Source organism: Litoreibacter ascidiaceicola, from assembly GCF_900129235.1.
GTDB classification, from domain to species: domain Bacteria; phylum Pseudomonadota; class Alphaproteobacteria; order Rhodobacterales; family Rhodobacteraceae; genus Litoreibacter; species Litoreibacter ascidiaceicola.
Map to the genome: position 1 here is coordinate 1 of NZ_FQUV01000012.1, position 22306 is coordinate 22306.

At 59.7% G+C, this 22306-nt stretch carries 27 protein-coding genes, 1 tRNA gene and 1 pseudogene; 11 read left to right on the forward strand and 18 right to left on the reverse strand.

Features of this window, described 5'->3' with window-relative positions; genetic code table 11:
* From BUB72_RS18905 to BUB72_RS17470, 3 genes and pseudogenes are all read left to right on the forward strand, one after another.
* A pseudogene (locus BUB72_RS18905) lies at nucleotides 1–427 on the forward strand (hypothetical protein); the annotation flags it as partial.
* Between the two features lie 96 nt (nucleotides 428–523).
* A tRNA-Pro gene (locus BUB72_RS17465) sits at nucleotides 524–600 on the forward strand.
* Between the two features lie 58 nt (nucleotides 601–658).
* Nucleotides 659–1750 carry a 2'-deoxycytidine 5'-triphosphate deaminase gene (locus tag BUB72_RS17470; protein WP_281250227.1) on the forward strand — a complete coding sequence of 364 codons (1092 nt, stop codon included), beginning with the start codon at nucleotides 659–661 and terminating at the stop codon, nucleotides 1748–1750.
* 69 nt (nucleotides 1751–1819) lie between these two features.
* Here BUB72_RS17470 and BUB72_RS17475 read toward each other — a convergent pair whose 3' ends face one another.
* The 9 genes from BUB72_RS17475 to BUB72_RS17515 all read right to left on the reverse strand — a co-directional run bounded on the left by BUB72_RS17475 (nucleotide 1820) and on the right by BUB72_RS17515 (nucleotide 9858).
* Nucleotides 1820–2200 (reverse strand): VOC family protein, encoded by a 381-nt coding sequence (locus BUB72_RS17475; protein WP_073146145.1) that lies wholly within the window; start codon nucleotides 2198–2200, stop codon nucleotides 1820–1822.
* Nucleotides 2201–2268: 68 nt separating this feature from the next.
* A complete protein-coding gene (locus BUB72_RS17480) occupies nucleotides 2269–3009 on the reverse strand; it encodes a helix-turn-helix domain-containing protein (RefSeq protein ID WP_073146146.1) in 741 nt (246 codons plus the stop codon).
* A 9-nt stretch (nucleotides 3010–3018) separates the two neighbouring features.
* Nucleotides 3019–3219 (reverse strand): hypothetical protein, encoded by a 201-nt coding sequence (locus BUB72_RS17485; RefSeq protein WP_073146147.1) that lies wholly within the window; start codon nucleotides 3217–3219, stop codon nucleotides 3019–3021.
* Nucleotides 3220–3254: 35 nt separating this feature from the next.
* The gene (gene scpB, locus BUB72_RS17490) at nucleotides 3255–3902 is read right to left on the reverse strand and encodes an SMC-Scp complex subunit ScpB (protein ID WP_073146148.1); all 648 of its coding nucleotides are present in this window, start codon (nucleotides 3900–3902) and stop codon (nucleotides 3255–3257) included.
* Nucleotides 3903–4697 (reverse strand): segregation and condensation protein A, encoded by a 795-nt coding sequence (locus BUB72_RS17495; protein ID WP_073146149.1) that lies wholly within the window; start codon nucleotides 4695–4697, stop codon nucleotides 3903–3905.
* A gap of 3 nt (nucleotides 4698–4700) precedes the next feature.
* A complete protein-coding gene (locus tag BUB72_RS17500; protein ID WP_073146150.1) occupies nucleotides 4701–5693 on the reverse strand; it encodes a glycoside hydrolase family 3 N-terminal domain-containing protein in 993 nt (330 codons plus the stop codon).
* 61 nt (nucleotides 5694–5754) lie between these two features.
* Nucleotides 5755–6717: an SPOR domain-containing protein gene (locus tag BUB72_RS17505; protein ID WP_073146151.1), complete on the reverse strand. Its 963-nt coding sequence runs from the start codon at nucleotides 6715–6717 to the stop codon at nucleotides 5755–5757.
* A gap of 87 nt (nucleotides 6718–6804) precedes the next feature.
* Nucleotides 6805–8547: an arginine--tRNA ligase gene (argS, locus tag BUB72_RS17510; RefSeq protein ID WP_073146203.1), complete on the reverse strand. Its 1743-nt coding sequence runs from the start codon at nucleotides 8545–8547 to the stop codon at nucleotides 6805–6807.
* A 138-nt stretch (nucleotides 8548–8685) separates the two neighbouring features.
* Nucleotides 8686–9858, reverse strand: a complete 1173-nt coding sequence (locus BUB72_RS17515) for a deoxyguanosinetriphosphate triphosphohydrolase (protein WP_073146152.1) — start codon at nucleotides 9856–9858, stop codon at nucleotides 8686–8688.
* Nucleotides 9859–10009: 151 nt separating this feature from the next.
* On the opposite strand from BUB72_RS17515, the gene BUB72_RS17520 reads away from it, so the two are divergent.
* Together BUB72_RS17520 and BUB72_RS17525 are read left to right on the forward strand one after the other, a co-directional pair.
* Nucleotides 10010–10423: a SpoIIAA family protein gene (locus tag BUB72_RS17520; RefSeq protein WP_073146153.1), complete on the forward strand. Its 414-nt coding sequence runs from the start codon at nucleotides 10010–10012 to the stop codon at nucleotides 10421–10423.
* Between the two features lie 75 nt (nucleotides 10424–10498).
* Nucleotides 10499–10828 carry a HesB/IscA family protein gene (locus BUB72_RS17525; RefSeq protein ID WP_073146154.1) on the forward strand — a complete coding sequence of 110 codons (330 nt, stop codon included), beginning with the start codon at nucleotides 10499–10501 and terminating at the stop codon, nucleotides 10826–10828.
* A gap of 62 nt (nucleotides 10829–10890) precedes the next feature.
* On the opposite strand, the gene BUB72_RS17530 is transcribed toward BUB72_RS17525, so the two are convergent.
* The 3 genes from BUB72_RS17530 to BUB72_RS17540 form a co-directional block, all read right to left on the reverse strand.
* The gene (locus BUB72_RS17530; RefSeq protein ID WP_073146155.1) at nucleotides 10891–11076 is read right to left on the reverse strand and encodes a hypothetical protein; all 186 of its coding nucleotides are present in this window, start codon (nucleotides 11074–11076) and stop codon (nucleotides 10891–10893) included.
* 162 nt (nucleotides 11077–11238) lie between these two features.
* Nucleotides 11239–11442: a hypothetical protein gene (locus BUB72_RS17535; RefSeq protein WP_073146156.1), complete on the reverse strand. Its 204-nt coding sequence runs from the start codon at nucleotides 11440–11442 to the stop codon at nucleotides 11239–11241.
* A 189-nt stretch (nucleotides 11443–11631) separates the two neighbouring features.
* The gene (locus tag BUB72_RS17540) at nucleotides 11632–11916 is read right to left on the reverse strand and encodes a hypothetical protein (RefSeq protein ID WP_073146157.1); all 285 of its coding nucleotides are present in this window, start codon (nucleotides 11914–11916) and stop codon (nucleotides 11632–11634) included.
* A 156-nt stretch (nucleotides 11917–12072) separates the two neighbouring features.
* Between BUB72_RS17540 and xth the strand changes: the two genes are divergently transcribed.
* Nucleotides 12073–12855 (forward strand): exodeoxyribonuclease III, encoded by a 783-nt coding sequence (xth, locus tag BUB72_RS17545; protein WP_073146158.1) that lies wholly within the window; start codon nucleotides 12073–12075, stop codon nucleotides 12853–12855.
* On the opposite strand, the gene BUB72_RS17550 is transcribed toward xth, so the two are convergent.
* Both BUB72_RS17550 and dksA read right to left on the reverse strand, forming a co-directional pair.
* Entirely contained in the window at nucleotides 12852–13442 is a 591-nt protein-coding gene (locus tag BUB72_RS17550; protein WP_073146159.1) for a LysE family translocator, read from the reverse strand. The genes xth and BUB72_RS17550 overlap by 4 nt on opposite strands.
* Nucleotides 13443–13518: 76 nt before the next feature.
* Nucleotides 13519–13941, reverse strand: coding sequence for an RNA polymerase-binding protein DksA (gene dksA, locus BUB72_RS17555; RefSeq protein WP_073146160.1), 423 nt, complete (start codon nucleotides 13939–13941; stop codon nucleotides 13519–13521).
* Between the two features lie 217 nt (nucleotides 13942–14158).
* Between dksA and BUB72_RS17560 the strand changes: the two genes are divergently transcribed.
* The 4 genes from BUB72_RS17560 (at nucleotide 14159) to BUB72_RS17570 (ending at nucleotide 18002) form a co-directional block, all read left to right on the forward strand.
* The gene (locus BUB72_RS17560) at nucleotides 14159–14998 is read left to right on the forward strand and encodes an AAA family ATPase (protein WP_073146204.1); all 840 of its coding nucleotides are present in this window, start codon (nucleotides 14159–14161) and stop codon (nucleotides 14996–14998) included.
* Between the two features lie 268 nt (nucleotides 14999–15266).
* Nucleotides 15267–16631, forward strand: coding sequence for a DUF2927 domain-containing protein (locus tag BUB72_RS17565; protein WP_073146161.1), 1365 nt, complete (start codon nucleotides 15267–15269; stop codon nucleotides 16629–16631).
* A 7-nt stretch (nucleotides 16632–16638) separates the two neighbouring features.
* The gene (locus tag BUB72_RS18910; RefSeq protein ID WP_040818472.1) at nucleotides 16639–16812 is read left to right on the forward strand and encodes a hypothetical protein; all 174 of its coding nucleotides are present in this window, start codon (nucleotides 16639–16641) and stop codon (nucleotides 16810–16812) included.
* Nucleotides 16812–18002, forward strand: coding sequence for a vWA domain-containing protein (locus BUB72_RS17570; RefSeq protein ID WP_073146162.1), 1191 nt, complete (start codon nucleotides 16812–16814; stop codon nucleotides 18000–18002). The genes BUB72_RS18910 and BUB72_RS17570 overlap by 1 nt, the downstream gene beginning before the upstream one ends.
* On the opposite strand, the gene BUB72_RS17575 is transcribed toward BUB72_RS17570, so the two are convergent.
* Nucleotides 17999–19057: a Hint domain-containing protein gene (locus BUB72_RS17575; protein ID WP_139250720.1), complete on the reverse strand. Its 1059-nt coding sequence runs from the start codon at nucleotides 19055–19057 to the stop codon at nucleotides 17999–18001. The genes BUB72_RS17570 and BUB72_RS17575 overlap by 4 nt on opposite strands.
* A gap of 182 nt (nucleotides 19058–19239) precedes the next feature.
* Nucleotides 19240–19539 (reverse strand): hypothetical protein, encoded by a 300-nt coding sequence (locus tag BUB72_RS17580; RefSeq protein WP_073146164.1) that lies wholly within the window; start codon nucleotides 19537–19539, stop codon nucleotides 19240–19242.
* A 291-nt stretch (nucleotides 19540–19830) separates the two neighbouring features.
* On the opposite strand from BUB72_RS17580, the gene BUB72_RS17585 reads away from it, so the two are divergent.
* Nucleotides 19831–20523, forward strand: coding sequence for a M48 family metallopeptidase (locus BUB72_RS17585; RefSeq protein WP_073146165.1), 693 nt, complete (start codon nucleotides 19831–19833; stop codon nucleotides 20521–20523).
* Here the strand turns inward: BUB72_RS17585 and BUB72_RS17590 are convergent.
* Together BUB72_RS17590 and BUB72_RS17595 are read right to left on the reverse strand one after the other, a co-directional pair.
* Nucleotides 20520–21059 carry an RSP_2648 family PIN domain-containing protein gene (locus BUB72_RS17590; RefSeq protein WP_073146166.1) on the reverse strand — a complete coding sequence of 180 codons (540 nt, stop codon included), beginning with the start codon at nucleotides 21057–21059 and terminating at the stop codon, nucleotides 20520–20522. The two genes, BUB72_RS17585 and BUB72_RS17590, sit on opposite strands and share 4 nt — an antisense overlap.
* Nucleotides 21059–22270: an RSP_2647 family RNA methyltransferase gene (locus BUB72_RS17595; protein ID WP_073146167.1), complete on the reverse strand. Its 1212-nt coding sequence runs from the start codon at nucleotides 22268–22270 to the stop codon at nucleotides 21059–21061. Before BUB72_RS17595 ends, BUB72_RS17590 begins: the two co-directional genes overlap by 1 nt.
* Nucleotides 22271–22306 lie beyond the last annotated feature (36 nt).

Below are 22306 nucleotides of genomic sequence, written 5' to 3' on the forward strand. Positions count from 1 at the left end.
GCCAGAGCCAGAGCCAGAGCCAGAGCCAGAGCCAGAGCCAGAGCCAGAGCCAGAGCCAGAGCCAGAGCCAGAGCCAGAGCCAGAGCCAGAGCCAGAAAATGCCGCCACAACGCCCGACGCGCAACCGAAAGTCGAGCCGGAAGAGCCTCACCACGAGGCCGACGAAGAGCCTGTCGCCGACGAAGAGACCGCGCCAGAAGTGGCCGCGCGGGAGAAAACCCTTCCGCCGCCCGCCGACGCGGCCCCGCCCCCCGAGCCAACGCAGGAAGGCTTCCAACTTTCCGACGCGCAATTGGCGGCGCAAGCACTCAAACGCAAGCTGCGCGGCACGCCTGCGCAAAAGCTAAGCGCACAGGGGCTTGCACCGCATGTCGCCCGCCTGCAAGCGCTGCGCGACCGGCTTGCCCGCGATCTGTCCGGCCAATAGGCCGCTGTGCGCCGCGATGTTTCCTCCGGCTCCGCAATATTCTGGCCAAAGCCCTTGCCACCGCTTGGAATTTGGCTATGACATGACGCCATTAGTCGGGCTATGGCGCAGCCTGGTAGCGCGTCCGTCTGGGGGACGGAAGGTCGCAGGTTCGAGTCCTGCTAGCCCGACCAATAACAAAACGCCCGTGTGCTCAAGCGCCGGGCGTTTCGTGTATCCAGGGGGAAGATAGTGGCTGATTTCAATCGTGGCGTACTCGCCGATCACCAAATGCAAGCGATGGTCAATTCCGGTGCGATTACAGCCGAGGAGCCGATCAGCGACGGCCAGATCCAGCCCGCATCCCTTGATTTGCGTCTTGGCACCCATGCCTACCGCGTCCGCGCCTCTTTCCTGACGGGCCGTGACCATCCGGTGGAGCGTCGCCTGCAAGATTTCACCATGCACAAGATCGACCTGACCAACGGGGCCGTATTGGAAAAGGGCTGCGTCTATGTCGTCCCGCTGCTCGAGCACTTGGCTCTGGCCGAGGATATGTCCGCCGCCGCTTCCGCCAAGTCCTCCATCGGGCGTCTTGATCTGCTGACCCGCGTGATCACCGATTATGGCGTGGAATTCGACCGCGTCCCTGCGGGCTATGTCGGGCCGCTCTATGCGGAAATCTGTCCCCGTTCCTTCTCGGTCGTGGCGCGCACGGGCCAAATGCTCAACCAGATCATCTTTCGTGTCGGTAAAACCGTCATGGACGACGACGAGCTTCGCAAGTTGCACGCAACCTCCCCCATCGTCTCGGGCGAGGCGGTGATCTCCGACGGTCTGGGCTTCTCGGTCGATCTGAAGCCCGAACGCGGTGATCTGGTCGGCTACCGCGCCAAGCCGCATACAGGTGTGATCGACCTCGACAAGCTGGGCCACTATGATCCGTCGGACTATTGGGAGGAGTTGCGCACCAATGAGGGCCGCATCATCCTTGACCCCGGCGCCTTCTATATCCTCGTCAGCCAGCAAAGCATTGTTATTCCACCGAATTGTGCCGCTGAAATGGCCCCCTACCTTGCAATGGTTGGCGAGTTTCGGGTGCATTACGCAGGCTTCTTCGACCCCGGTTTCGGCTATTCAGCCGCAGGCGGCACAGGCTCGCGCGGGGTGCTGGAAGTGCGCTGCCATGAGGCGCCATTTGTGCTGGAGCATGGCCAGACCGTGGGCCGTCTGGTTTACGAGCATATGTCCGAGGTGCCGACCCAGCTCTATGGCACTGACATCAAGTCGAATTACCAAGGCCAAGGACTCAAGCTGTCGAAGCACTTCAAGACGCCAGCATAACGCAACACGGGCAGCCCGTTAGAGCCGCCCGTGGAAATAAATCGGTGTCAGACTAGGGCCAAGAAAACCCTATTTCATCGAGTTGAAGCCAACCATGTTGCCCTCGGTGTCTTGGCACAGGGAAATCCAGCCGAACTCTCCGATGGAAAACTTCGGCCGAATGACGACCCCTCCGGCCTCGCCCACGCGCGCTTCTTGCACCGCCGTGTCCTCCACCATGAAATAGACGATCGTGCCTCCGACACCCGGCGAGGCGTATTCGGCCTTGGTCAAAGCGCCACCGGCCCCGTAAGCCCCCATATCGGCGGGAAAGCTCATCATCTGTGACTGGCCTGTGGGATCATCCATTTTCTCAAGCGTCTGGCCTAATACGGTTTCGTAAAAGGCCACGGCACGGTCCAAGTCGTCCACGTAGATATCAAACCATCCGACTGCGTTCATTTTAGACATCTTCAACTCCATTATTTGTTGATCATGTTCCTGATCTAACAAAGCCGGGTTGCCACGTATTGTAGATATCAGACATCAAACTTCCGGGAGTACTTTCCCGGCGTGTAGCCTGTAGCCTTCCGAAATGAATGGATAAAATGCGACTGATCCGCATAGGACCACGTGTCCTTGCCGTTCAATGCCTGCTGTAATCGCAGAATCTTGAGGAAGTCATGCGGGGCAAATCCGGTGGTCCGTTTCAGGGTGCGCTGTAACTGTCGCGTCGACAGATCTGAAAGCTCAGCCATATCGGCTACCGTGTGAATGTCGTCGAGATGCTGGAATATCTTCTCGGTAACGGGGTTTGGCGCGACCAGCTTGGCGTCAATCAAAGCCTCGACAAGCTGCGACAGGATCGCTTGCTGGTCGACAAATCCTCGCCCCGACAGGTCACGGTTAATGTCGAGCAAAGGCAATTCCCCCGCATAGGGCGCGTCCACCATTCCGTGAGAAACCTGCGTCTCGTCGCCCTGCCACACACCCGGCAGGAAGCGGATGTTTACGAAGTGGAAGCTTTTGCCCAAGTTGAATTCCTCGGACACGGCGCGCAGCTTCGATACCCCCGCGACTTTTCGATCTAGCTGGTCGAAAACGATATAGGCACAGGCATCGGGCAACGCATGAAAGCGGTAGTCTTCAGGCAGCGTGCCATCCGTCTTAAGCTCTAGAAAACGGTGAACAATACCGCGCAAGTGACCTGGCGGCTCCGCTTCGACAAATTGCACCTCCGGCACAGCCTTGTCTTTGCCGTTTCCCTTGGGATCGTACACGAGGTTGGTCTAAAACCGCCCGATCCGGCGGCTCATGCGCACCGCTTTTTTGGCACGTTTGGTTTGCTGTCCGGCCGCTCGCCGCTGCTCAGGCGTTAAATCCTTGCCGCCCTGCCCGCGTTTGGCAGCGACGTCGATGCCCTTGTTGATCCCCATATTGACCATGCGGCGCATGACCATCCGGATCACCATGTTTATTATCTGGTTCATCTCGCCTCTCCTGCGTTGCCCCTTTTAAATAGGGCTTAATCCTCGAAAAGCTCGTTCTGGCCTTCCGGGCTTTCATCTTCGTCGTCCTCGTCATCGCTGCCCACCGCGGCACCGGGCAAGGGTCGGTTGTCCAGCAATCCGGCAGAGCGCAGCTCTTTCAGCCCCGGCAGATCGCGGGCATTTTCCAGACCAAAGTGATCAAGAAAGCCTTGAGTCACCACGAAGGTTACGGGCCGCCCCGGTGTCATGCGACGACGCCCGAACCGGATCCACTCCATCTCGATCAGCTGGTCCACAGTGCCACGCGACACCGACACACCGCGAATTTCTTCGATTTCGGCGCGGGTGACGGGCTGGTGGTAGGCCACAATCGCCAAGGTCTCGATTGCCGCGCGCGACAGTTTACGTGTCTCAACGGTCTCTTTTTGCATCAAGAAGCCCAGATCACCCGCCGTACGTATCGCCCAAGCGTCTCCAACGCGCACCAGATGCACGCCACGCCCCTCGTAACGCTTCTTGAGGTAGACCAGTGCTTCCGCAGGGTCCGCCCCATGCGGCATACGGTCGGACAGTTCCCTGATCGTCACAGGCTCGACCGAGGCAAACAAAATCGCCTCCACCATCCGCTCCTGTTCGCCCATGGGCGGGGCTTCGAACAGGGATTCTTCTTGTTCTTCAGACATCTAACTGCCCTTCTTGCGAATTTGTATGGGGGCGAAGGCGTCGCCCTGCCTCAGTTCAAGTTGCCCTTGCTTGACCATCTCAAGCGAGGCCGCAAAGGTCGCAGCCGTCGCGGAACGGCGCTTCACCGGGTCCGTTTCCCAGCCGTCCGGCAGCCAAGAATTCAGGTCGGACCAGTCGCCTGCATAGCCGATCAGGCTGCGCATCCTCTCCAGCGCCTGCTCCATCGTATAGACTTTTTCGCGGTCCATCACGAAGGGGCGGAACTCGTCCTTGGTTTTGATCCGCGCGTAGCCTTGCATCAGATCCAGCAGCGTCGCCGTATAGGTCACCTTGCGCACCCGCGTGACGTCTTCTGGCAGGCCACGGGCAAAAAAGTCGCGCCCCAACTGGTCGCGCGCCATCAGCTTGGCCGACGCCTCGCGCATCGCGCTCAACCGCTCCAGCTGGAAAGCCAGATGTGCGGCGAGTTCTTCCCCCGACGGGCCTTCTTCTGACGGATCAGGGGGCAACAACAGGCGGGATTTCAGGAAAGCCAGCCATGCCGCCATCACCAGATAATCCGCAGCAAGTTCCAGCCGCAACGCCTTGGCGCGTTCGATAAAGACCAGATATTGCTCGGCCAATTGCAGGATCGAGACTTTGCGCAGATCGACCTTCTGCGTCCGCGACAGGGTCAATAGCAGGTCCAGCGGGCCTTCAAACCCGTCCACATCGACGATCAACGCCTCGGCGGCCAAGCGCGCTTCGACAGTGCCCTCGTCCCACTCTATTCCGGTCTGGTCCTGCTCGCTCATGCGCTACCCTGCAACTAGGGTGCGAAACTCCGCTTCAAGCGCCGAAATGTCAATATCTGTTGGGGTTTTGCGATAGGCCAATGCGCGCTCTGCACGCGTGATCATCGCCTCGGTCATCGGGCCACACACATCCGCGACAGCCTGCATTTCCGCCATCTTCCCGTTGCAATGCAGCGCAATATCGCAGCCCGCATCCAGCGAGGCCCGCGCCCGCTCCGCTACCGTCCCCGACAGGGCTTCCATGGAAATGTCATCCGTCATGATCAGATTGTCGAACCCGATATCGTCGCGGATCATCTTCATCGCCTTGGGCGAGGTCGTCGCAGGCAAATCATCAACGCACGGAAAAACAATATGCGCCGTCATCCCCATCGCCATATGGGTCAGCCGCTTGAACGGCGCGAAGTCCAGCGCGTCCAGATCGTCGCGCGAAACATCGACCCGTGGCAAATCCTTATGCCCGTCAACCACCGCACGGCCATAGCCTGGGATATGTTTGAGCACCGGAAGCACCCCGCCGTCCAGCAAGCCCTGCTCTGCCGCCAGACACATCTCAACAACGGTATCCACGTCCGAGCCATAGCACCGGTTGCGCAGCACAGGGTGGCTTTCGGGCCAGATCACATCTGCCAACGGCGCACAGTTCACGTCGATCCCGACCTCGAACAGCTCCTCGGCAATCATCCGGTTGCGCAGATACATTGCGCGCGCGGCGTTCGGTCCGGCCATGTCCATCTGGTCCAAGGCCGGCGGATATTCCCGCCATTCCGGCGCCCGCATCCGCTGCACGCGCCCGCCCTCCTGGTCAATCAGGATCGGAGCATTCCAGCCCACAGCATCCCGCAAATCCGACGTCAGCGCCGATAATTGGTCGCGATTTTCCACATTTCGGGCAAAAAGGATAAACCCCCAAGGGTTTGAGCTTGCAAAAAAGCGACGTTCCGCTTCCAAGAGCTTCACCCCCTCGCAGCCAAAAATGTATGCGCCTGAGTGCATTACTTGAACCTCTTAAGCTAGACTCGCTCCGTGCACTTGCACAAACCGAACAAAGGGCCGTTTAACGGGCCAGTACGGGGATACATGCGGCTTTTCCGGCCACAAGGACCGCACAAAAGCGACGCGAGGCGTTCAGATCGTCGAAACCGACTGCGCGAAGGCGGTAGAATTTCCGCCCGCCAGAGGTCGCTTCCTGAATGACCCGCGACTTGCCGTCGATATAATCCTCAAACCGCGCGGCGATTTTATCCCATTCGGCTCGTGCGGTTTCCGCGTCGTCAAACGCGCCCAGCTGCACAAGTCGTGTTCCCGTTGCGATGCTCGCCGGATCGACGTCTTGCGTCGCACCGCCCCCCACTGCCGATACAGCGGATGCGACAGCAGCCTGCGCTTGCAAGGCTGCCAGATCGACTTTCGGCTTTCGGGCTGGCACGGGAGAGCGGCTCACACCCGGAACTTTTGGATCAAGAATGGGGCGCGCAAGGTTCAGCGCGGCCTGTTCTTCGGCAGGGGCTGTATTTTCCAGCGGCTCGACGCCGTCGGCCAATCTGTCCGCCAGCGCCAAAGCGGAGGCCACATCATCATCATCGTCGCGCAGCTCGCCGTTCAATGACACCATGGTGCCTACGGCTTCTTCCACGACGCCTTCGGCTTCGACTTCAATTTCGTTCGGTGAGGCAACAATCGCGTCTTCCTGTGTCAAATCAATCGGCTCTGGCGCAAGGATCACTTGCGGTGTCGGCCCTTCGGCCTCGCCTTCGGATTGCACAGAATTTACAGCCAAACCAGTATGTTGCGCCAATTGACCACCGGGGTCAGCGGGCTGCACACGGGCCGGTCCTTCCAGCGCTCGGATCACAGGCACATCGGTGACGTCGCGCACGGTCAGTTGATAGCCCCAAACGGCCAACCCAAGCACCAACACCACGGAGCTGCCAGCGCCCACAAGGTTCATCATACGCGAAAAGCCCCCTTGTTGCGGGGTCGCAGGCGCCTCAAACGCGCCGAATTCCAGATCTGCCATACTCGCCTCTCCGCCCCCGAATTGGTTTCGGGTGGTCTGTCTTTAAGCCTGCTCGTGGCTCCTGGACCGGGCGCGGATCATTAGACGTCAGCGCATCTCTTCGGCAGGAGCCACACCTAGAATACCAAGACCTGCGGAAATAACAATCGCCGTGGCACGTGCGAGGGCGATTTTTGGCAAACTCGCGCTTTCACTGTCCTGCAAAAAGCGCAGTTCCGGTACATCGTTGCCCCGGTTCCACAGCGCATGCAGCTCTCCGGCCAGCTCATAGAGGTAGAACGCGATGCGATGCGGCTCGTTCGTGCGGGCCGCAATCTCCACCAAGCGCGGCCATTCCGCCAGCTTCGTCGCCAGCTTCAGCTCCGCCTCATGGGTGTTGCCCGACAGGTCCACCTTGGCCAGCACCGCATCAGAGGTATTCCAACCTTCAGCCTGCGCCTTGCGCAGCACCGAACACACCCGCGCATGGGCGTACTGCACATAAAAAACAGGGTTATCCTTGGATTGCTCCAGCACTTTGGCAAAGTCGAAATCCAGCGGCGCGTCCTGCTTGCGGGTCAACATCACGAAGCGCGTCACATCCGCACCGACCAGATCGACCACATCGCGCAAGGTCACAAAGGTCCCTGCCCGCTTCGACATCTTGAACGGCTCGCCGTTTTTGAACAGTCGCACCAGCTGCGTCAGCTTGATATCAAGCGGCACGCGGCCATCCGACAGCGCCGAGACCGCCGCTTTCATCCGCTTCACATAGCCGCCATGATCCGCGCCGAACACGTCGATCAGCTCGTCAAACCCGCGCTGCACCTTGTCGTAGTGATAGGCGATATCCGGTGCGAAATAGGTCCATGCCCCGTCAGATTTCTGGATCGGGCGATCCACATCATCCCCATGCGCGGTGGAGCGGAACAGTATCTGCTCGCGCGGCTCCCAATCTTCCGGCACCTTGCCCTTGGGCGGCTCCAGCGTGCCACGATAAATCAGGTCTTTGCCCTTAAGATCAGCAATTGCCGCCTCGATCTGGCCCGTGCCATAAAGCGATTTTTCCGAGTAAAACACGTCCATCTCGACGCCCAAAGACGCCAGATCAGCGCGGATCAGCTCCATCATCGCGTCCGTAGAAAATTCGCGCACGTCTTCCAGCCAGACATCTTCGCCCTTGCCCACAAACGCATCGCCAACCTTGGCTTTCAACGCCTCGCCCACTGCCACCAGATAGTCGCCGGGGTAAGTCCCATCCTCGAACGCCACGTCTTGGCCATGCGCTTCCAGATAGCGCAAATAGACAGACCGCGCCAAAACGTCGACCTGCGCGCCGCCGTCATTGATGTAATATTCGCGGGTCACATCGTAGCCCGCGTAGTCCAGCAAGGACGCCAAGGCGTCTCCGAACACGGCACCACGGGTGTGGCCCACATGCAAAGGCCCCGTCGGGTTGGCAGAGACATATTCCACATTCACCTTCCGGCCCGCCCCCATGTCGGAGCGCCCGAAGGCCGTCCCGCTCTCGAGTGCGCCCTGAACCACACCGGCCCAAACGCCGGTCTCCAAGCGCAAGTTCAAGAACCCCGGCCCCGCCACTTCCGCCAAGGCCACACGGGCGTCAACCATCAACTTGCCCGCCAAAGCCTCTGCGATTTCGCGCGGGTTTTTCTTGGCGGGTTTCGCCAGCACCATCGCCGCGTTGGTCGCCATGTCGCCATGCGCCGCGTCACGCGGCGGCTCTACCGCCACATTGGCAAAGTCCAGCCCCTCGGGCAACACGCCCTCTGCCACCATCGCGTCAAGCGATGCAATCACAACAGCACGAATATCGGAAAACAGGTTCATCATCTCACCTCATCAGTCCCGCGCGGTTTACCATGCCCAGATGCACGGTCCACCCCCCATCATTGCTTCAAAAATACCTCGGGGGTTTGGGGGCAGCGCCCCCATCAAAACTTCAAGCGCGCGCAGCGCCCAGTTTGGCTACCCGCGTTCCACCACATAACTGTCCGCTGCAACGCCACCAATCAACCGCTCGTGCTCCTGCAAGGCGAACCTGTCCGTCATCCCCGCAATGTAATCCGCCACGATCCGCGCCAACGCGGTCTCCCCGTCCGCGTCTTCCACATCCTTGCGCCACTGCTTGGGCAGCAGGTCCGTTTGCGTCATGAACAGCGGGAACAACTCGTCGACCACTTGGGTCACCTGCACGCGCATTTCCACCACGGCAGGGGCGCGATACATGCGGGTGAACAGGAACGCACGGATCACTTTCAACTGGGCCCACACGTCCGGCGAGAACTGCACCATCGCGCGCCCTGCGCCGCGAATATCCGCCACAGACCTTGGCCCCAATGCATCCAACCGCGCTTTCGCCACCGCGATCACATCCTCCACCAGAAGACCGAAGAACCGGCGCAGCGCCTCGTGGCGGCGGCGATAATAGTTCAACCCCGGATACAGCGCGTCCACCCGTGCAAAACACGGGCCTACCAGCGGCAGTTCTGCCAATTCATCCGTCGAGAACAGTTCCGCCCGCAGCCCGTCATGCAGGTCGTGGTTGTTATAGGCAATGTCATCCGCCAAGGCCGCCACTTGCGCCTCGGCGCTGGCATAGGTGCCCAGTTCCAGATCGTGTCGCGCCGAATACTCTGTCAACGCAAAAGGCAAATCACCGGTCACCGGCCCGTTGTGTTTTGCAATGCCCTCCAGCGTCTCCCAAGTCAGGTTCAGCCCGTCCCATTCGGCATAGTGGCGCTCCAGCGAAGTCACAATCTTCAACGCCTGCGCGTTGTGATCAAAGCCACCATAGGGTGCCATCAACGCGTCCAGTGCCTCCTCGCCCGTATGCCCGAACGGTGTGTGGCCCAGATCATGCGCCAAGGCGACAGCCTCGGTCAGCTCCTCGTTCAGCCCCAACACGCCGGCAATCGTGCGCGCAACTTGGGCCACTTCGATCGAATGGGTCAGCCGCGTGCGGAAATAATCCCCCTCATGCTCGATAAACACTTGGGTTTTGTGCTTCAGTCGCCGGAACGCGCTAGCATGAATGATCCGGTCTCGGTCGCGCTGGAAGCAGGACCGGAAGGTGCTTTCATCCTCCGGGTAAAGCCGTCCGCGGCTTTCACCTGGATGGCAGGCATAGGGGGCCAGCATAGCGGTATCCTCGTTCTTCTTTTCGCCTATGTCCTACACCACTGCGCCCCCCGTGACGAGAGCGCGCACCCCGTTGCGGATCGCTGCAACCAAGCCCATATATTAGAGGCGAACAGGACTACCTTACCCTTGCCCGAAAGGACACCAGACCATGTTCACCGTAGAGACCCTCGCCCCCGACCTTCTGAAAGTTGAAATTGGTGGAAAGATCACCGCCGAGGAAATGTCGAGCGGCCTTGATACCTTGCTACCATTGACCTCAGCCATGGCCGACGGCCGGATGCTGGCGCTGTACCACGATATTGAATTCCCTGAGGCCGGCGCGATCCTTGAGGAAATGAAACGCCTGCCCCAGTTGTTCGGCGTGATCGGCAAGGTGAAAAAGGTGGCTCTGGTGTCAGACCAGAAATGGATCCGCGACATGGCAATGCTGGAAGGCAAGATTATTCCGGGCATGACCATCCGCAGCTTCGAGTTCAAGGACCGCGCGCAGGCCGAAGCCTATCTGGAGATGGCCGACGCACCTGCCTCAGGCGATGACGACAACGAGAATTTTCCGGTCTAACGCCTGAACATCTTGAGATACCCCGTCGCTCGCCTTACCTTCTAGACAAACGCGCACTCATATAGGATGCGAGCGATGGAACTCACCCTGCCCCCCAAAGTCACTGACCGCGCTTTCGAGCGGTTGGCCGAAATCGGTGCGTCCGGACAAGGCCAGGCCCTGCGCGTCGCCGTCGATGGTGGCGGCTGTTCGGGTTTTCAGTATGACATCAAGCTCGACACGCCCGCCGAGGACGACCTGATCCTGTCGAAAGACGGGGAAACGGTCGTCGTGGATTCCGTGTCGCTGCCCTTCTTGTCCAATGCGGTTATCGACTTCTCCGAAGAGTTGATCGGTGCGCGCTTCGTGATCGAAAACCCCAACGCCACATCATCTTGCGGCTGCGGTACGTCTTTTTCGATGTAGTCAAACGCAAAAAAGGGGCGCCGCTTTTCAGCGCGCCCCGACCTCTCGGACTTTCCCGGCAATTACATCTCGCGTTTATACTCTTCCAACGCCGCGTCCCACGCCGGAGAATTCTCCAGAATTTCGGGGTCAAACGGGATGAAATAGAGCCCCTGTATGGCTCCTCGCGAAGCCTGCACGTCCTCGGATTCGGGGACTCCGCAGGCTGTCAGCGCCAACATTGCGCCCAGTACCAAAACTACTCTCATTGTCTGCCTCATGCAGTGTATTGTTTTTGTTTATTATTTGGCTCTTTTGTAGAAACAAAACACAGCAATGGGGCGCAATTATGTCATTGCCCCCCGAATCAGTAGATCCGATGTGTCCTTTCAGCCACAGAAAATCGGGCCGAAAGGCTATGGATTGTCGCCCTAGCGCAGGTTGGACCGCAGCAGCGACCGCTCAAGCGACGCGCGGGTGACTTGCACCTCTGAAGGCACACGCACTTTGGTGATCGTCACAACTTGCGAGCCGTCCGCGCGCGTCACAGTTTCCACATAGGTCACTGTTTTGGCGCTTGCTGCACCGGCCAGTGCCAAAGCGGCAACCGCAGCGAGGGGTATCAGACGTTTCATAGCGTTAACCTTCTCAAATTTGTTAACGCCATGACTGACCCGCAATCACGGCACCAATGCGGCACGTCAGCGGCGTGGACGCGGTCATTTCGCGGTCAAGATCGGCCACTTTCCTGCAATATGAATAAAAAACGACCACGCCGGTGCACCCAGACGTGGCCGTAAAGGGGTCTCCCGCAGTTTGACCTGTCAGGCGACTTTCGTCTCCGCTGCTTGCGTCACAGCCTCTGGTGTTTCGTTTGTCGATGTCGCATCGCCGTCATCCTCTGGCGCCGGCAAGGCCAGCGCTTCATCGGGCATATGCTCCGGCAGGTGCAGGGTGATATGGCCGCTTTCAGGATCAAGCGTCACGCTCGGCTTGACCGGCAATGCGTCGATGGCCTCGTTCAACTCGGACACAATGCGCTCGAAGCTTTGACGTTGGGTTTCCACCACAGCGTCTTTATCGCGGCCCCGAAACAAAAACTTGAACATTGCGTCTCCCTCTTCGCGATTGATCGATTCATCATGATCTATACCGGTTTTGTCCGGTCTCTACAGCGGGGAAAAGGCCTGCCCTTGGCGCAATTCCGCCTCTTGCTCCCCAGCGCGCCATGCGTGATACCTTTTGCACAAGAAGGGGGCCACTTTATGAAAATCGCCACGTTCAACATCAACGGGATCAAGGCACGCATCAATGCGCTGACCGACTGGCTGGCGGAAACTCAGCCCGACGTCGCCCTGCTGCAAGAGATCAAAACCGTCGATCAAGGCTTCCCCCGCCAGCATTTCGAGGACATGGGCTATAATGTCGAAACCCACGGCATGAAAAGCTTCAACGGGGTGGCCATCCTGTCCAAGCTGCCTTTGGAGGACGTGACCCGCGGCCTGCCCGGTGACGACAGTGACGAGCAAGCCCGCTGGATCGAGGCCACTGTCATGGGCGATCAACATGCGGTGCGGCTATGTGGCCTGTACCTGCCCAACGGCAACCCGCGTCCGGGTCCGAAATTCGATTACAAACTCGCATGGATGGAGCGGATGTATGCCCGTGCGCAGCAACTCATGGCAGACGAGATGCCCGCGATGATGGCTGGTGACTACAACATCATCCCGCAAGCCATCGACGCCGCCCGCCCCGAGGCATGGCGCGAGGATGCGCTGTTTCACCCTGATAGCCGCGCCGCCTATCGCCGTATCCTGAACCTCGGCTTCACCGAAGCCTTCCGCACCCGCAACCCCGCACCCGAGCAATACAGCTTCTGGGACTATCAAGCAGGGGCTTGGAACAAAAACGACGGCATCCGCATCGACCACCTGTTGTTGACCCCGCAAGCCGCAGACTTGCTGAAGGATTGCCAGATCGACAAGGAATACAGAGGACGCGAAAAGCCGTCAGATCACGTGCCCGTCTGGGTGGAGCTTGCCGCCTAAAAGGCGCTCCATGCCGCCAAACCCACCACCGCCAGCATCGCCAAGGCCATGCCGACATTGATCACCCGCTGCGTGCGCGGTGGCAGGGCCATGCGTTTAACGGCGCTCCCTGCCCAAAGCCAAAGGAAGTGGATCGCCAGCCAGATCACGTTGATAATCGCAAACTTCGTGGCCACCTCCAGCCCGTAGGCGTCGGGGAAAATCGGGAAGCCGGAAAATAGCGTGGTGTTGACCACATAAGCCTTCGGGTTCACCGCCTGTAGCAGCAACCCGTCGCGGATGCCGGGCTGTCGGCGCGCCGGGGAAAAGGCGATGTTAGAGCCCGCCAAGGCAATCCGCGCCGCCAGATACAGCAAATAGCAGGTCGACACGCCCAGCAAGACCAGCCGGATCGTGGGGTTCGCCAGCACCAACGCGCCCAACCCCGTTACAACGGCCAATGCGACAAGGTTCGTGCCGAAGAACAGCCCCGTGAGATACCGCAACCCCGCGCGGAACCCGAATGCGGCCCCGACACCGGCCAAAGACAACACGCCCGGCCCGGGGGTGATGATCAGCAGGAAAATGGCCGCGGCGAAATTCAGCATCCAAGACCCGTAACGAAAAACCGCCGAAACCTTGCGGCACCGGCGGCGTTTACAGTGTGATTATGATCAGGCCTGATCACGTGTCGCGGTGGACTTTTTCGCGACGCTCGTGACGCTCTTGCGCCTCAAGGCTCATGGTGGCCACCGGACGCGCATCAAGACGTTTCAGCGAAATGGGCTCGCCGGTCTCGCTGCAATATCCGTATTCACCTTCGTCAATGCGGCGCAACGCGGCGTCAATCTTGGAGATAAGTTTGCGCTCCCGATCACGGGTGCGCAGCTCCAACGCCATATCTGTTTCTTCCGACGCACGGTCCGCGACGTCCGGAATGTTGCGTGTGCCGTCTTTCATGCCTTCGATGGTTTGGGCGGTCTCTTCCATAATGGAAGCCTTCCAATCCAGCAGCTTGCGACGGAAATACTCGGTTTGACGGTCGTTCATGAACGGCTCGTCTTCGGCCGGGCGATAATCATCGGGTAGAAATGCTTCGGCTTTCATCCCAGGTCCTCACTCTAACTCAGTCTGTGTTCTTAAGTCCGACTCAAAAACACATCATGCTTTAACTTCCCTGCGTCCTCGTAACCGAAGCTCCCCCCCTTGTCACGCATATAAGGACCGTTAAAAGAGCCTTAGCACGATCAATTATACGTTAATCAACTCCACGTCACAGAGGCTTGTTTTGTTTATGGATTCCACGACGCCCCCTACCCGCCCGCTGAAGTTCACAGGCACCAAGAGCTACGTGGCAACCGATGATCTGACCGTTGCCGTCAACGCCGCCGTCACGCTGGAGCGCCCCTTACTGGTCAAGGGCGAACCCGGCACCGGCAAGACAGAGCTTGCCCGTCAGGTCTCCGACGCGCTCGGGCTGGAGATGATCGAATGGCACATCAAGTCTACCACAAAAGCGCAGCAAGGTCTGTATGAATACGATGCCGTTTCCCGCCTGCGGGACAGCCAGCTCGGCGACGAGAAAGTCCATGACGTTGCCAATTACATCAAGCGCGGCAAACTCTGGCAAGCCTTTGAACGTGAAGAGAAATGCGTCCTGCTGATCGACGAGATCGACAAGGCCGATATCGAGTTCCCGAACGACCTGCTGCAAGAACTCGACCGGATGGAATTCCATGTCTATGAAACCGGCGAGACGGTCAAAGCCCGACAACGCCCCATCGTCATCATTACCTCCAACAACGAAAAAGAACTGCCCGACGCCTTCCTGCGCCGCTGCTTTTTCCACTACATCCGCTTCCCTGATATCGATACCATGCGGGCTATCGTCGACGTCCATTTCCCCGGCCTCAAGCCCGCCCTGCTAACCGCCGCGCTGACGCAATTCTACGAGATCCGCGAGACCAACGGATTGAAGAAGAAACCGTCGACCTCCGAGGTTCTGGATTGGTTAAAATTGTTGCTGGCGGAGGACTTATCCGCCGAAGACCTCGCCCAAAAAGGCACATCCGCACTGCCGCGTCTGCACGGGGCCTTGTTGAAGAACGAGCAAGACGTCCACCTGTTCGAAAGGCTGGCCTTTCTGGCACGGGGTCAACGCTAACGCGCCAGCCGCGGAAACAATCGCCTGCAAAATGCCTAATTCGTCCCCAACTCGCGCCTTAATGAACCGGTTAACAGGTCAGTAATCGAGCAATAAGGCGGGACAAATCCGTGAAGAGCAATTCAGTGCGCCCATCGCGGGCCAAGATCATTGACCATACTTCCGCGTCAATGCGCTGCCCCCAGTGGCATTGTGTCCACAGGGCCACGATAACCGGCCTTTGCATAAATTTCGCACCAGATCGCGAAAACGCGGGTATAACGCTCTAATGCGCCGCTTAGCTATTCCGATTCTGTGCCTCATGGCCGCCTGTGTGCCCTCGACTAAAAACGAGGTTCCCGGCCGTAATTCTCCCGTTGCCACGGCCCTGCCGCCGATGAAAACCTTTGCCACCCAACGTGGTGGCGGTGTGAACAGGCCGAATTCGCAAATCGCTCAGGACTTTCTGGATCTGACGTTCCAAATGGAAAGCGGTCGCCCGCTGCCATGGCTCACCAAATTCGAAGGCCCGATCAAAGTTGCCGTCACCGGACAGGCCCCCGGCTCGCTTGAGGGTGATCTTGCCCGCTTGCTCGCGCGGTTGCGCTCCGAGGCTGGCATCAACATCTCCCGCGCCGCACGTGGCGAAGAGGCCCAGATCATCGTCGAGGCCATTCCTCGCAAGACCTTGCAAAAGGCCGTCCCCCAAGCCGCGTGCTTTGTGGTGCCGAACGTCTCCGGCTGGTCCGAATTCAAGCGCAATCGTGGCAACGGCAAAACCGATTGGACCCGCCTGTCCAACCGCAAAAAAGCAACCGTCATCATTCCAAACGATGTGTCCCCGCAAGAAGTGCGCGACTGTTTGCATGAAGAAATTTCGCAGGCCCTCGGCCCGCTGAACGATTTGTACCGCTTGCCCGACAGCATCTTCAACGATGACAACTTCCACACTATCCTGACCGGCTTCGACATGCTGATCCTGCGCGCCTACTATTCGCCGGAACTGCGCAACGGCATGACACGCGGCCAAACGGCCCGTGTTTTACCAGCTGTCTTGAGCCGTCTGAACCCGCGCGGCAACCGCGCCAGCAATGCTGGGGCCAATCGCACGCCCAAACAATGGAACGACGCGATCACCTCGGCGCTGGCCATGCGCACATCGCAATCGCAACGCGCGGCCTCCGCCGCCAAGGCGGTGAAAATCGCTCAAGCGCAGGGCTGGAAAGACAACCGGCTGGCCTTTTCGCTATTCGTGCAAGGACGTGTCACATTGGGCTCCAAGCCGGAAACCGCGATTTCCGCCTTTGTGCAGTCCGGCAACATCTACAAACAACTCTACGGCGCCTCCGTTCATGCCGCCCATGTCAACACCCAGATGGCCGCCTTCGCGCTGTCCTCCGGCCAGCTTGATGTGGCGATCCGCCTGACCGATGAAGGTATCCCCGCTGCCCGCAACTCATCCAACGCCGCCCTTCTGGCGACGCTTCTGATGATCAAGGCCGAAGCCCTCGAAGCTTCGGGCCGCGACGAAGAGGCCCGCCGCGTCAGGCTCGACAGTCTGGGTTGGGGCCGCTATGGCTTCGGCTCGGAACGCAATGTGCGGGCGCGGCTCAATGAGATCAAAGCATTGGCCCCCCGCCGGGTACGGAGCTAGGCACTAAATGGCCCCTCTCATCGGTATGCTGATCGGCGCGCTTCTCGGCGCGGTCGTGGCAAAACGCAAAGGCGGCAACCGCCTCGATATGGCGCAATATGCGGGCGGGTTCGCCATCATCTTTGGCCTGATCGGGCTGTTCGTCGCCATCTATCTGGCCCGCGCCGCCGTCGCAGCCTGATGTTTCTGCCCTTCTTCGACAACCTGCGGGCGGCTAAAATCCCCGTCAGCTTACGCGAATATCTGGCCTTCCTCGAAGGCATGCAGGCGGGGCTTGTCACCTATGACATTGACGGATTTTACTACCTTGCCCGCACGGTAATGGTGAAGGACGAGCGGCATCTCGACCGCTTCGACCGCGCTTTCGCCCATACATTCCAAGGGCTTGAAAAGATCAGCCCCGAGGACGTGCTGGAGGCAATGGACCTCCCCGAAGACTGGTTGCGCAAGATGGCCGAAAAGCATCTCAGCGCGGAGGAACGCGCCGAGATCGAAGCCTTGGGGGGATTCGACAAGCTGATGGAGACGCTGAAAAAGCGCCTTGAGGAACAAAAAGGCCGTCACCAAGGCGGCAATAAATGGATCGGCACCGCTGGCACCTCCCCTTTCGGCGCCTATGGCTACAACCCCGAAGGCATCCGCATCGGTCAAGACGGATCGCGCCACCAGCGCGCGGTCAAGGTCTGGGACAAGCGCGAGTTCCGCAACCTCGACGACACCATCGAACTTGGCACCCGCAACATCAAAGTCGCCCTGAAACGCCTGCGCAAATGGGCTCGGGATGGCGCTGCCGAGGAGCTGGACCTGAACGGCACCATCCAAGCCACCGCCGAACACGGCTACTTAGACGTCAAAACCCGCCCAGAGCGGCGCAACGCCGTCAAAGTCCTGCTGTTTCTCGATATCGGCGGCTCCATGGACCCGCATATCCGCGTCGTGGAAGAACTGTTCAGTGCCGCGCGCACCGAGTTCAAGCACATGGAGCATTTCTACTTCCACAACTGTCTCTATGAAGGCGTCTGGAAGGACAATTCCCGCCGCTGGAACGAGCAAATCCCGACCCATGAAATCCTGCACACCTACGGCCCTGACTACAAATGCATCTTCGTTGGGGACGCGTCGATGTCACCATACGAGATCGCCTATCCCGGCGGGGCCAACGAGCATATGAACGCGGAAGCAGGACAAATCTGGCTGGAACGCGCCCGCGACCAATGGCCAAGCCACCTATGGATCAACCCGCTGGAACAACGCTTCTGGCGTTACACCCAGTCGATCACCATGATCCAGCAAATCTTCGGCGCGGACCGCATGGTGCCGATGACTTTGCAAGGGATCGAAGCAGGCATGAAGCAACTGACCCGCGGCTAAAGCGGCACCAGTACCCGCGCTTCCAGACCTTTCAGGCAACGCCGCGCCGCGACCTCGCCCGCATCCTGCGTGCAACCGGGGAACAGTAACTCAAGCTCCGCACGTACATCAGCGTCAAACCCGCTCAGTGCGGTGGCACCAGGGAAGAAGCTTTCCGTTGGCAACCCTTCCGACATCACCACCTCGTGGCGGTCAAACGCCAGATGCAGATATTCAACGCCCGTACCGCGCATCACCTGCCGCACCGTGCGACCGTTGACCAGATGCAACGCAGGCACCAACACCTCGTCGCAGCCAAAGAACAGTTCCACCATATGGCCGTGCAGCAATATCCGGTGCTGCGGTGACACCAGCATGTCGCGCACGGGCAGCCCCGCGCCGAACGCCCCCTTCGAAATCAGCACAGGCCGCAGACGCGCTTGCGCACGCAAATCACCTGTCGACAGGCTGGTGCGGCCCACCCACCGCACGACCCGCGCGCCGCGATCCAGCGTGCACACCATGTCTCCCACCGCAATATCATCGATCAGGCGCATCCCCGAAGGCGTCTCGATCCGTGTTCCCGGCGTGAAGCAAGGCGGCGTGGCATAGCCCGAATAGGGCGTGGTCGACCCGCTTGGCCCTTCACTTGTGGCAATCACCGTCAGCGGCACGCCTTGCGGGGGGAACCCTCCGACGCCGCCGACAAAGGCCAGACCTTCGACCGTCGCGTAGCTGGTGACACCCGGCTCGTTGATGTTAAACCCGATAACTGTGTAGGTGTTGCCATCCGGGTCTTGCAGCGTCAGCGTGTATTCCGCCTCGACCCGCTCGTTGCCCGCCAGACCCGTAAGCCCGTCATAAGACGTCGCCCCGTCAAGAATTTGCCCGTTCTCACTGTCATTGAAGTTGGGATCATCATCCGAAACGGCGACGGCTTCCCATGAATTGGAATTCAGTGTGATCGTCACACCTGCCAGATGCGAGCCGTCTCCTTGCGTGAAGCCGGACAGCACTGCGCCTCCCGAAATCGAGATTTGCGACGCCCCTAGCGTGTATACGGTATAACTTGGCAAATACTGGCCCTCATACTGCCCACCCCATGCATTGGCCGGACTGCAGAAAAATCGCGGCGAAGCGGGGCAGCAATAAGGTTAAAAAACACCCAAGTCGGGGCATTTTCCGACCGCGCATGAAAAAAACCCCCCGCGAAACGCGAGGGGCCTTTGGTCTACGGGGAGGAGACCTTCGGGGGAACTTAGTAGTTAACGCGCTCGGCGGCGGAGTCGTTGCCCAGTGCGAAGAACGACAACAAGTCGGTGCTGGCGCGGGTCGCTTGGCCTGCGGTCACGTCCACGGTGCTTTCAGCGACCGAGTCGTTGGCTTTTGCTCCGGCCAGTTGTGCTTGGAACACGTTACCGGTCGATGTGTCGGAGATGACGCGCTCGGCGGCGGAATTGTTACCCAGTGCGAAGAATGCGGCGGCGTCTGTCACTTGAGCTGCGAATGCAGGAGCAGATACGGACAGGGCGATGACGGTTGCGATGATAGTTTTCATTTTATGTACTCTCTTTTGTTTGTTTTCAGGCTGTTGCCCGATTTGTGTGTTGGCGTGTTGCCGTTTGATGAGACCAATATGGGGCATATAGATCAGCGCTTCAACGCAACTATTATCGCATATTGGTGATCTTTTGTGCGTTTGCGCACATATCTCAACTCCCATCCGCGCACCACGTAACGCGCCCGTGAGAAGCGGATCACAGAGTGTGAGAACACTGAAATATCCGGCAGAATCGCGATTCTGACTTGGGCCTTGCCTGCATGTCCCCCGCGCCCCATATCTAAGGGTATGCTGAAGCTGACCCCGATCCTGATCGCCATCATCTACGCGCTGGTGATGTATAAATTCTCCGCGTGGAACACCGCGCGGACGCTGGATCAGCAATCCTCGCTGCTCAATGACCCCGAACTGGACCTGCTCAACCTCGATATGGCTGGTGCGTTGGACCTGCCCAAGATCAAGGTCCATATCTACGAGATCGAGCCGATCAACGGCCTTGCCGCCCCCGACGGGCGCATCTTCATCACCCGTGGGTTTTTCAACAAGTATAAAGACGGCTCTGTCAGTGCCGCCGAGATGGCCTCGGTCATCGCGCATGAACTGGGTCACGTCGCCTTGGGCCATTCGCGCCGTCGGATGATCGACTTCTCCGGCCAGAACGCTATCCGCGTAGCGCTTGCCACCGTGCTGGGTCGCTTCCTGCCCGGCATTGGAATCTGGATCGCCAATATGCTGACCACCATGCTCGCCGCCCGCCTGTCGCGCGGCGACGAGTACGAGGCCGACGCCTATGCCTCCGCCCTGCTCACCAAAGCAGGCATCGGCACAGCACCGCAAAAATCGCTGTTTCTGAAACTGGACAAGCTGACGGGCAGTCTTGGCGCGGGGACGCCCGCATGGCTCCTGAGCCACCCGAAAACCGCCGAGCGCATCGCCGCCATCGAGGCACGCGAAGCCAAATGGGGCGTGACCGAAACCTAGCTGATCGCCTTGCCCAGTCGCGGCAATCGCGCGCGCTTCATCAAGGCGCGCAACTCCAGCGCTTCCCCCGACATTTCGCAGGCCACTTTATGGACGCCTCGAACAACTTGCTCGACGGCTTCGGGGGTGTCCAACCACAGCTCCATCAGGAACTCGTCGGGGCTAAGGCGCTTCAAGCCTTCAAAAGCTAGTGTCTGGCGCGGGAAGTCTTTGGCGTTCATCGTCACGATCACATCCGCCGATCCCGCAATCGCAGCGGCCAGCACGTGAATGTCGTTCTCGTCCGGCAAATGCAGCCGCGCCATGTCCCCGTCACGGGGCCGCACGCAGGCATTGGGAAACTGCGCCTTCAGCACCGCCACCTCGCCCCGCGCCTGCACTTCGGCCTCCGGCCCTAACTTGACCGTCGCCCGCGCCCATTCCTCCAGAATGCGCTCGGACCACAAGGCCTCGTACAAACCCAACCCCGCGCAGCCCACCAGCACTTCGCGAAGTACGGTAGGATAAATCACGCAGGCATCAAGCAGCGCGCGCATCAGTCGAGGCGCAGGAAAATGGCCTTGAGGTATCCGCTTTCCGCCAAGGCGGGATGCAGCGGGTGGTCCGCACCGGCAGAGCCTGTGTGGATGATTTGCGCTTGCCGACCTGCTTTACCGACACCGCGCAGTGACGCTTGGCGGAACTTGGTCAGGTCCGCAGCGTGGGAGCACGAGCACAGCACCAGATACCCGCCCGGCTTCACCAGCTTCGCCGCCATCGAGCCGACGCGGCTATACGCCGTTAGCCCGTTCGACAAAGCTTGCTTGTTCGGGGCAAAGGCTGGCGGGTCGGCGACGACCAGATCATACAGCTCGCCTTCGGCGGCCAGCGCTTCCATCACCTTGAACGCATCGCCCTTACGAGTCGTAAACTTGTCGGCCACGCCGGAGGCTTCCGCGCCTTTTTCGGCCAGTGCCAAGGCCGGCTCGGAGCCGTCAACGGCCAGCGCGGACGATGCCCCCGCCGCCAAAGCCGCCAGCGAGAAGCCCCCCACATGGGAGAACACGTCCAGTACGCTTCCGCCACGCGGCAACTTTGCCGCCCATGCGTGGTTGTCGCGTTGGTCAAAGAACAGGCCAGTTTTCTGGCCGTCCACGACATCCGCCATATAGGTGGCACCATTCATCGGGACTTCGATCAGCCCTTCATGGCCACCGACCAAGGTTGTCGACACGTCGTCCAACCCTTCCAGACCGCGCGCACGGCCCGCAGCGTTCTTGATGACGGTCGTGGCCCCTGTGACCTCAACCAAGGCCGCCGCCAAACCTTCGCAGGCGGTCTCGGCCCACGCGGCGTTCGGTTGCATCACCAGCACGTCGCCAAAGCGGTCGACGATTACACCCGGCAATCCGTCGGCCTCGGCGTGGATCAGGCGGTAGAACGGCGCGTCATACAGATGCTCGCGCAAATCAAGCGCACGGCGCACGCGGGTCACGAGCCAGTCCTGATCCAGCACGGCGGCAGGGTCGCGGTCCATGACGCGGCAGATGATTTTGGACTCGTTGTTGATGGTGACCACGGCGATTGGCTCGCGGTCGCTATCCTCCAACACAGCCAGCGATCCTGCCTCAAGGCGGCGGGCGCGGCGGTCGGTGACCAGCTCGTCTGAGTAGACCCAAGGGGCGCCGCCACGGATGGTCAGGGCGTTGGCCTTCGGCTTCAGGCGGATAACAGGATAGGGTGAGGCGGAAAAAGGGGAGGATGTCATATCCTCCCCTTAGTCGGTATTTTCGTCAGGCGAAAG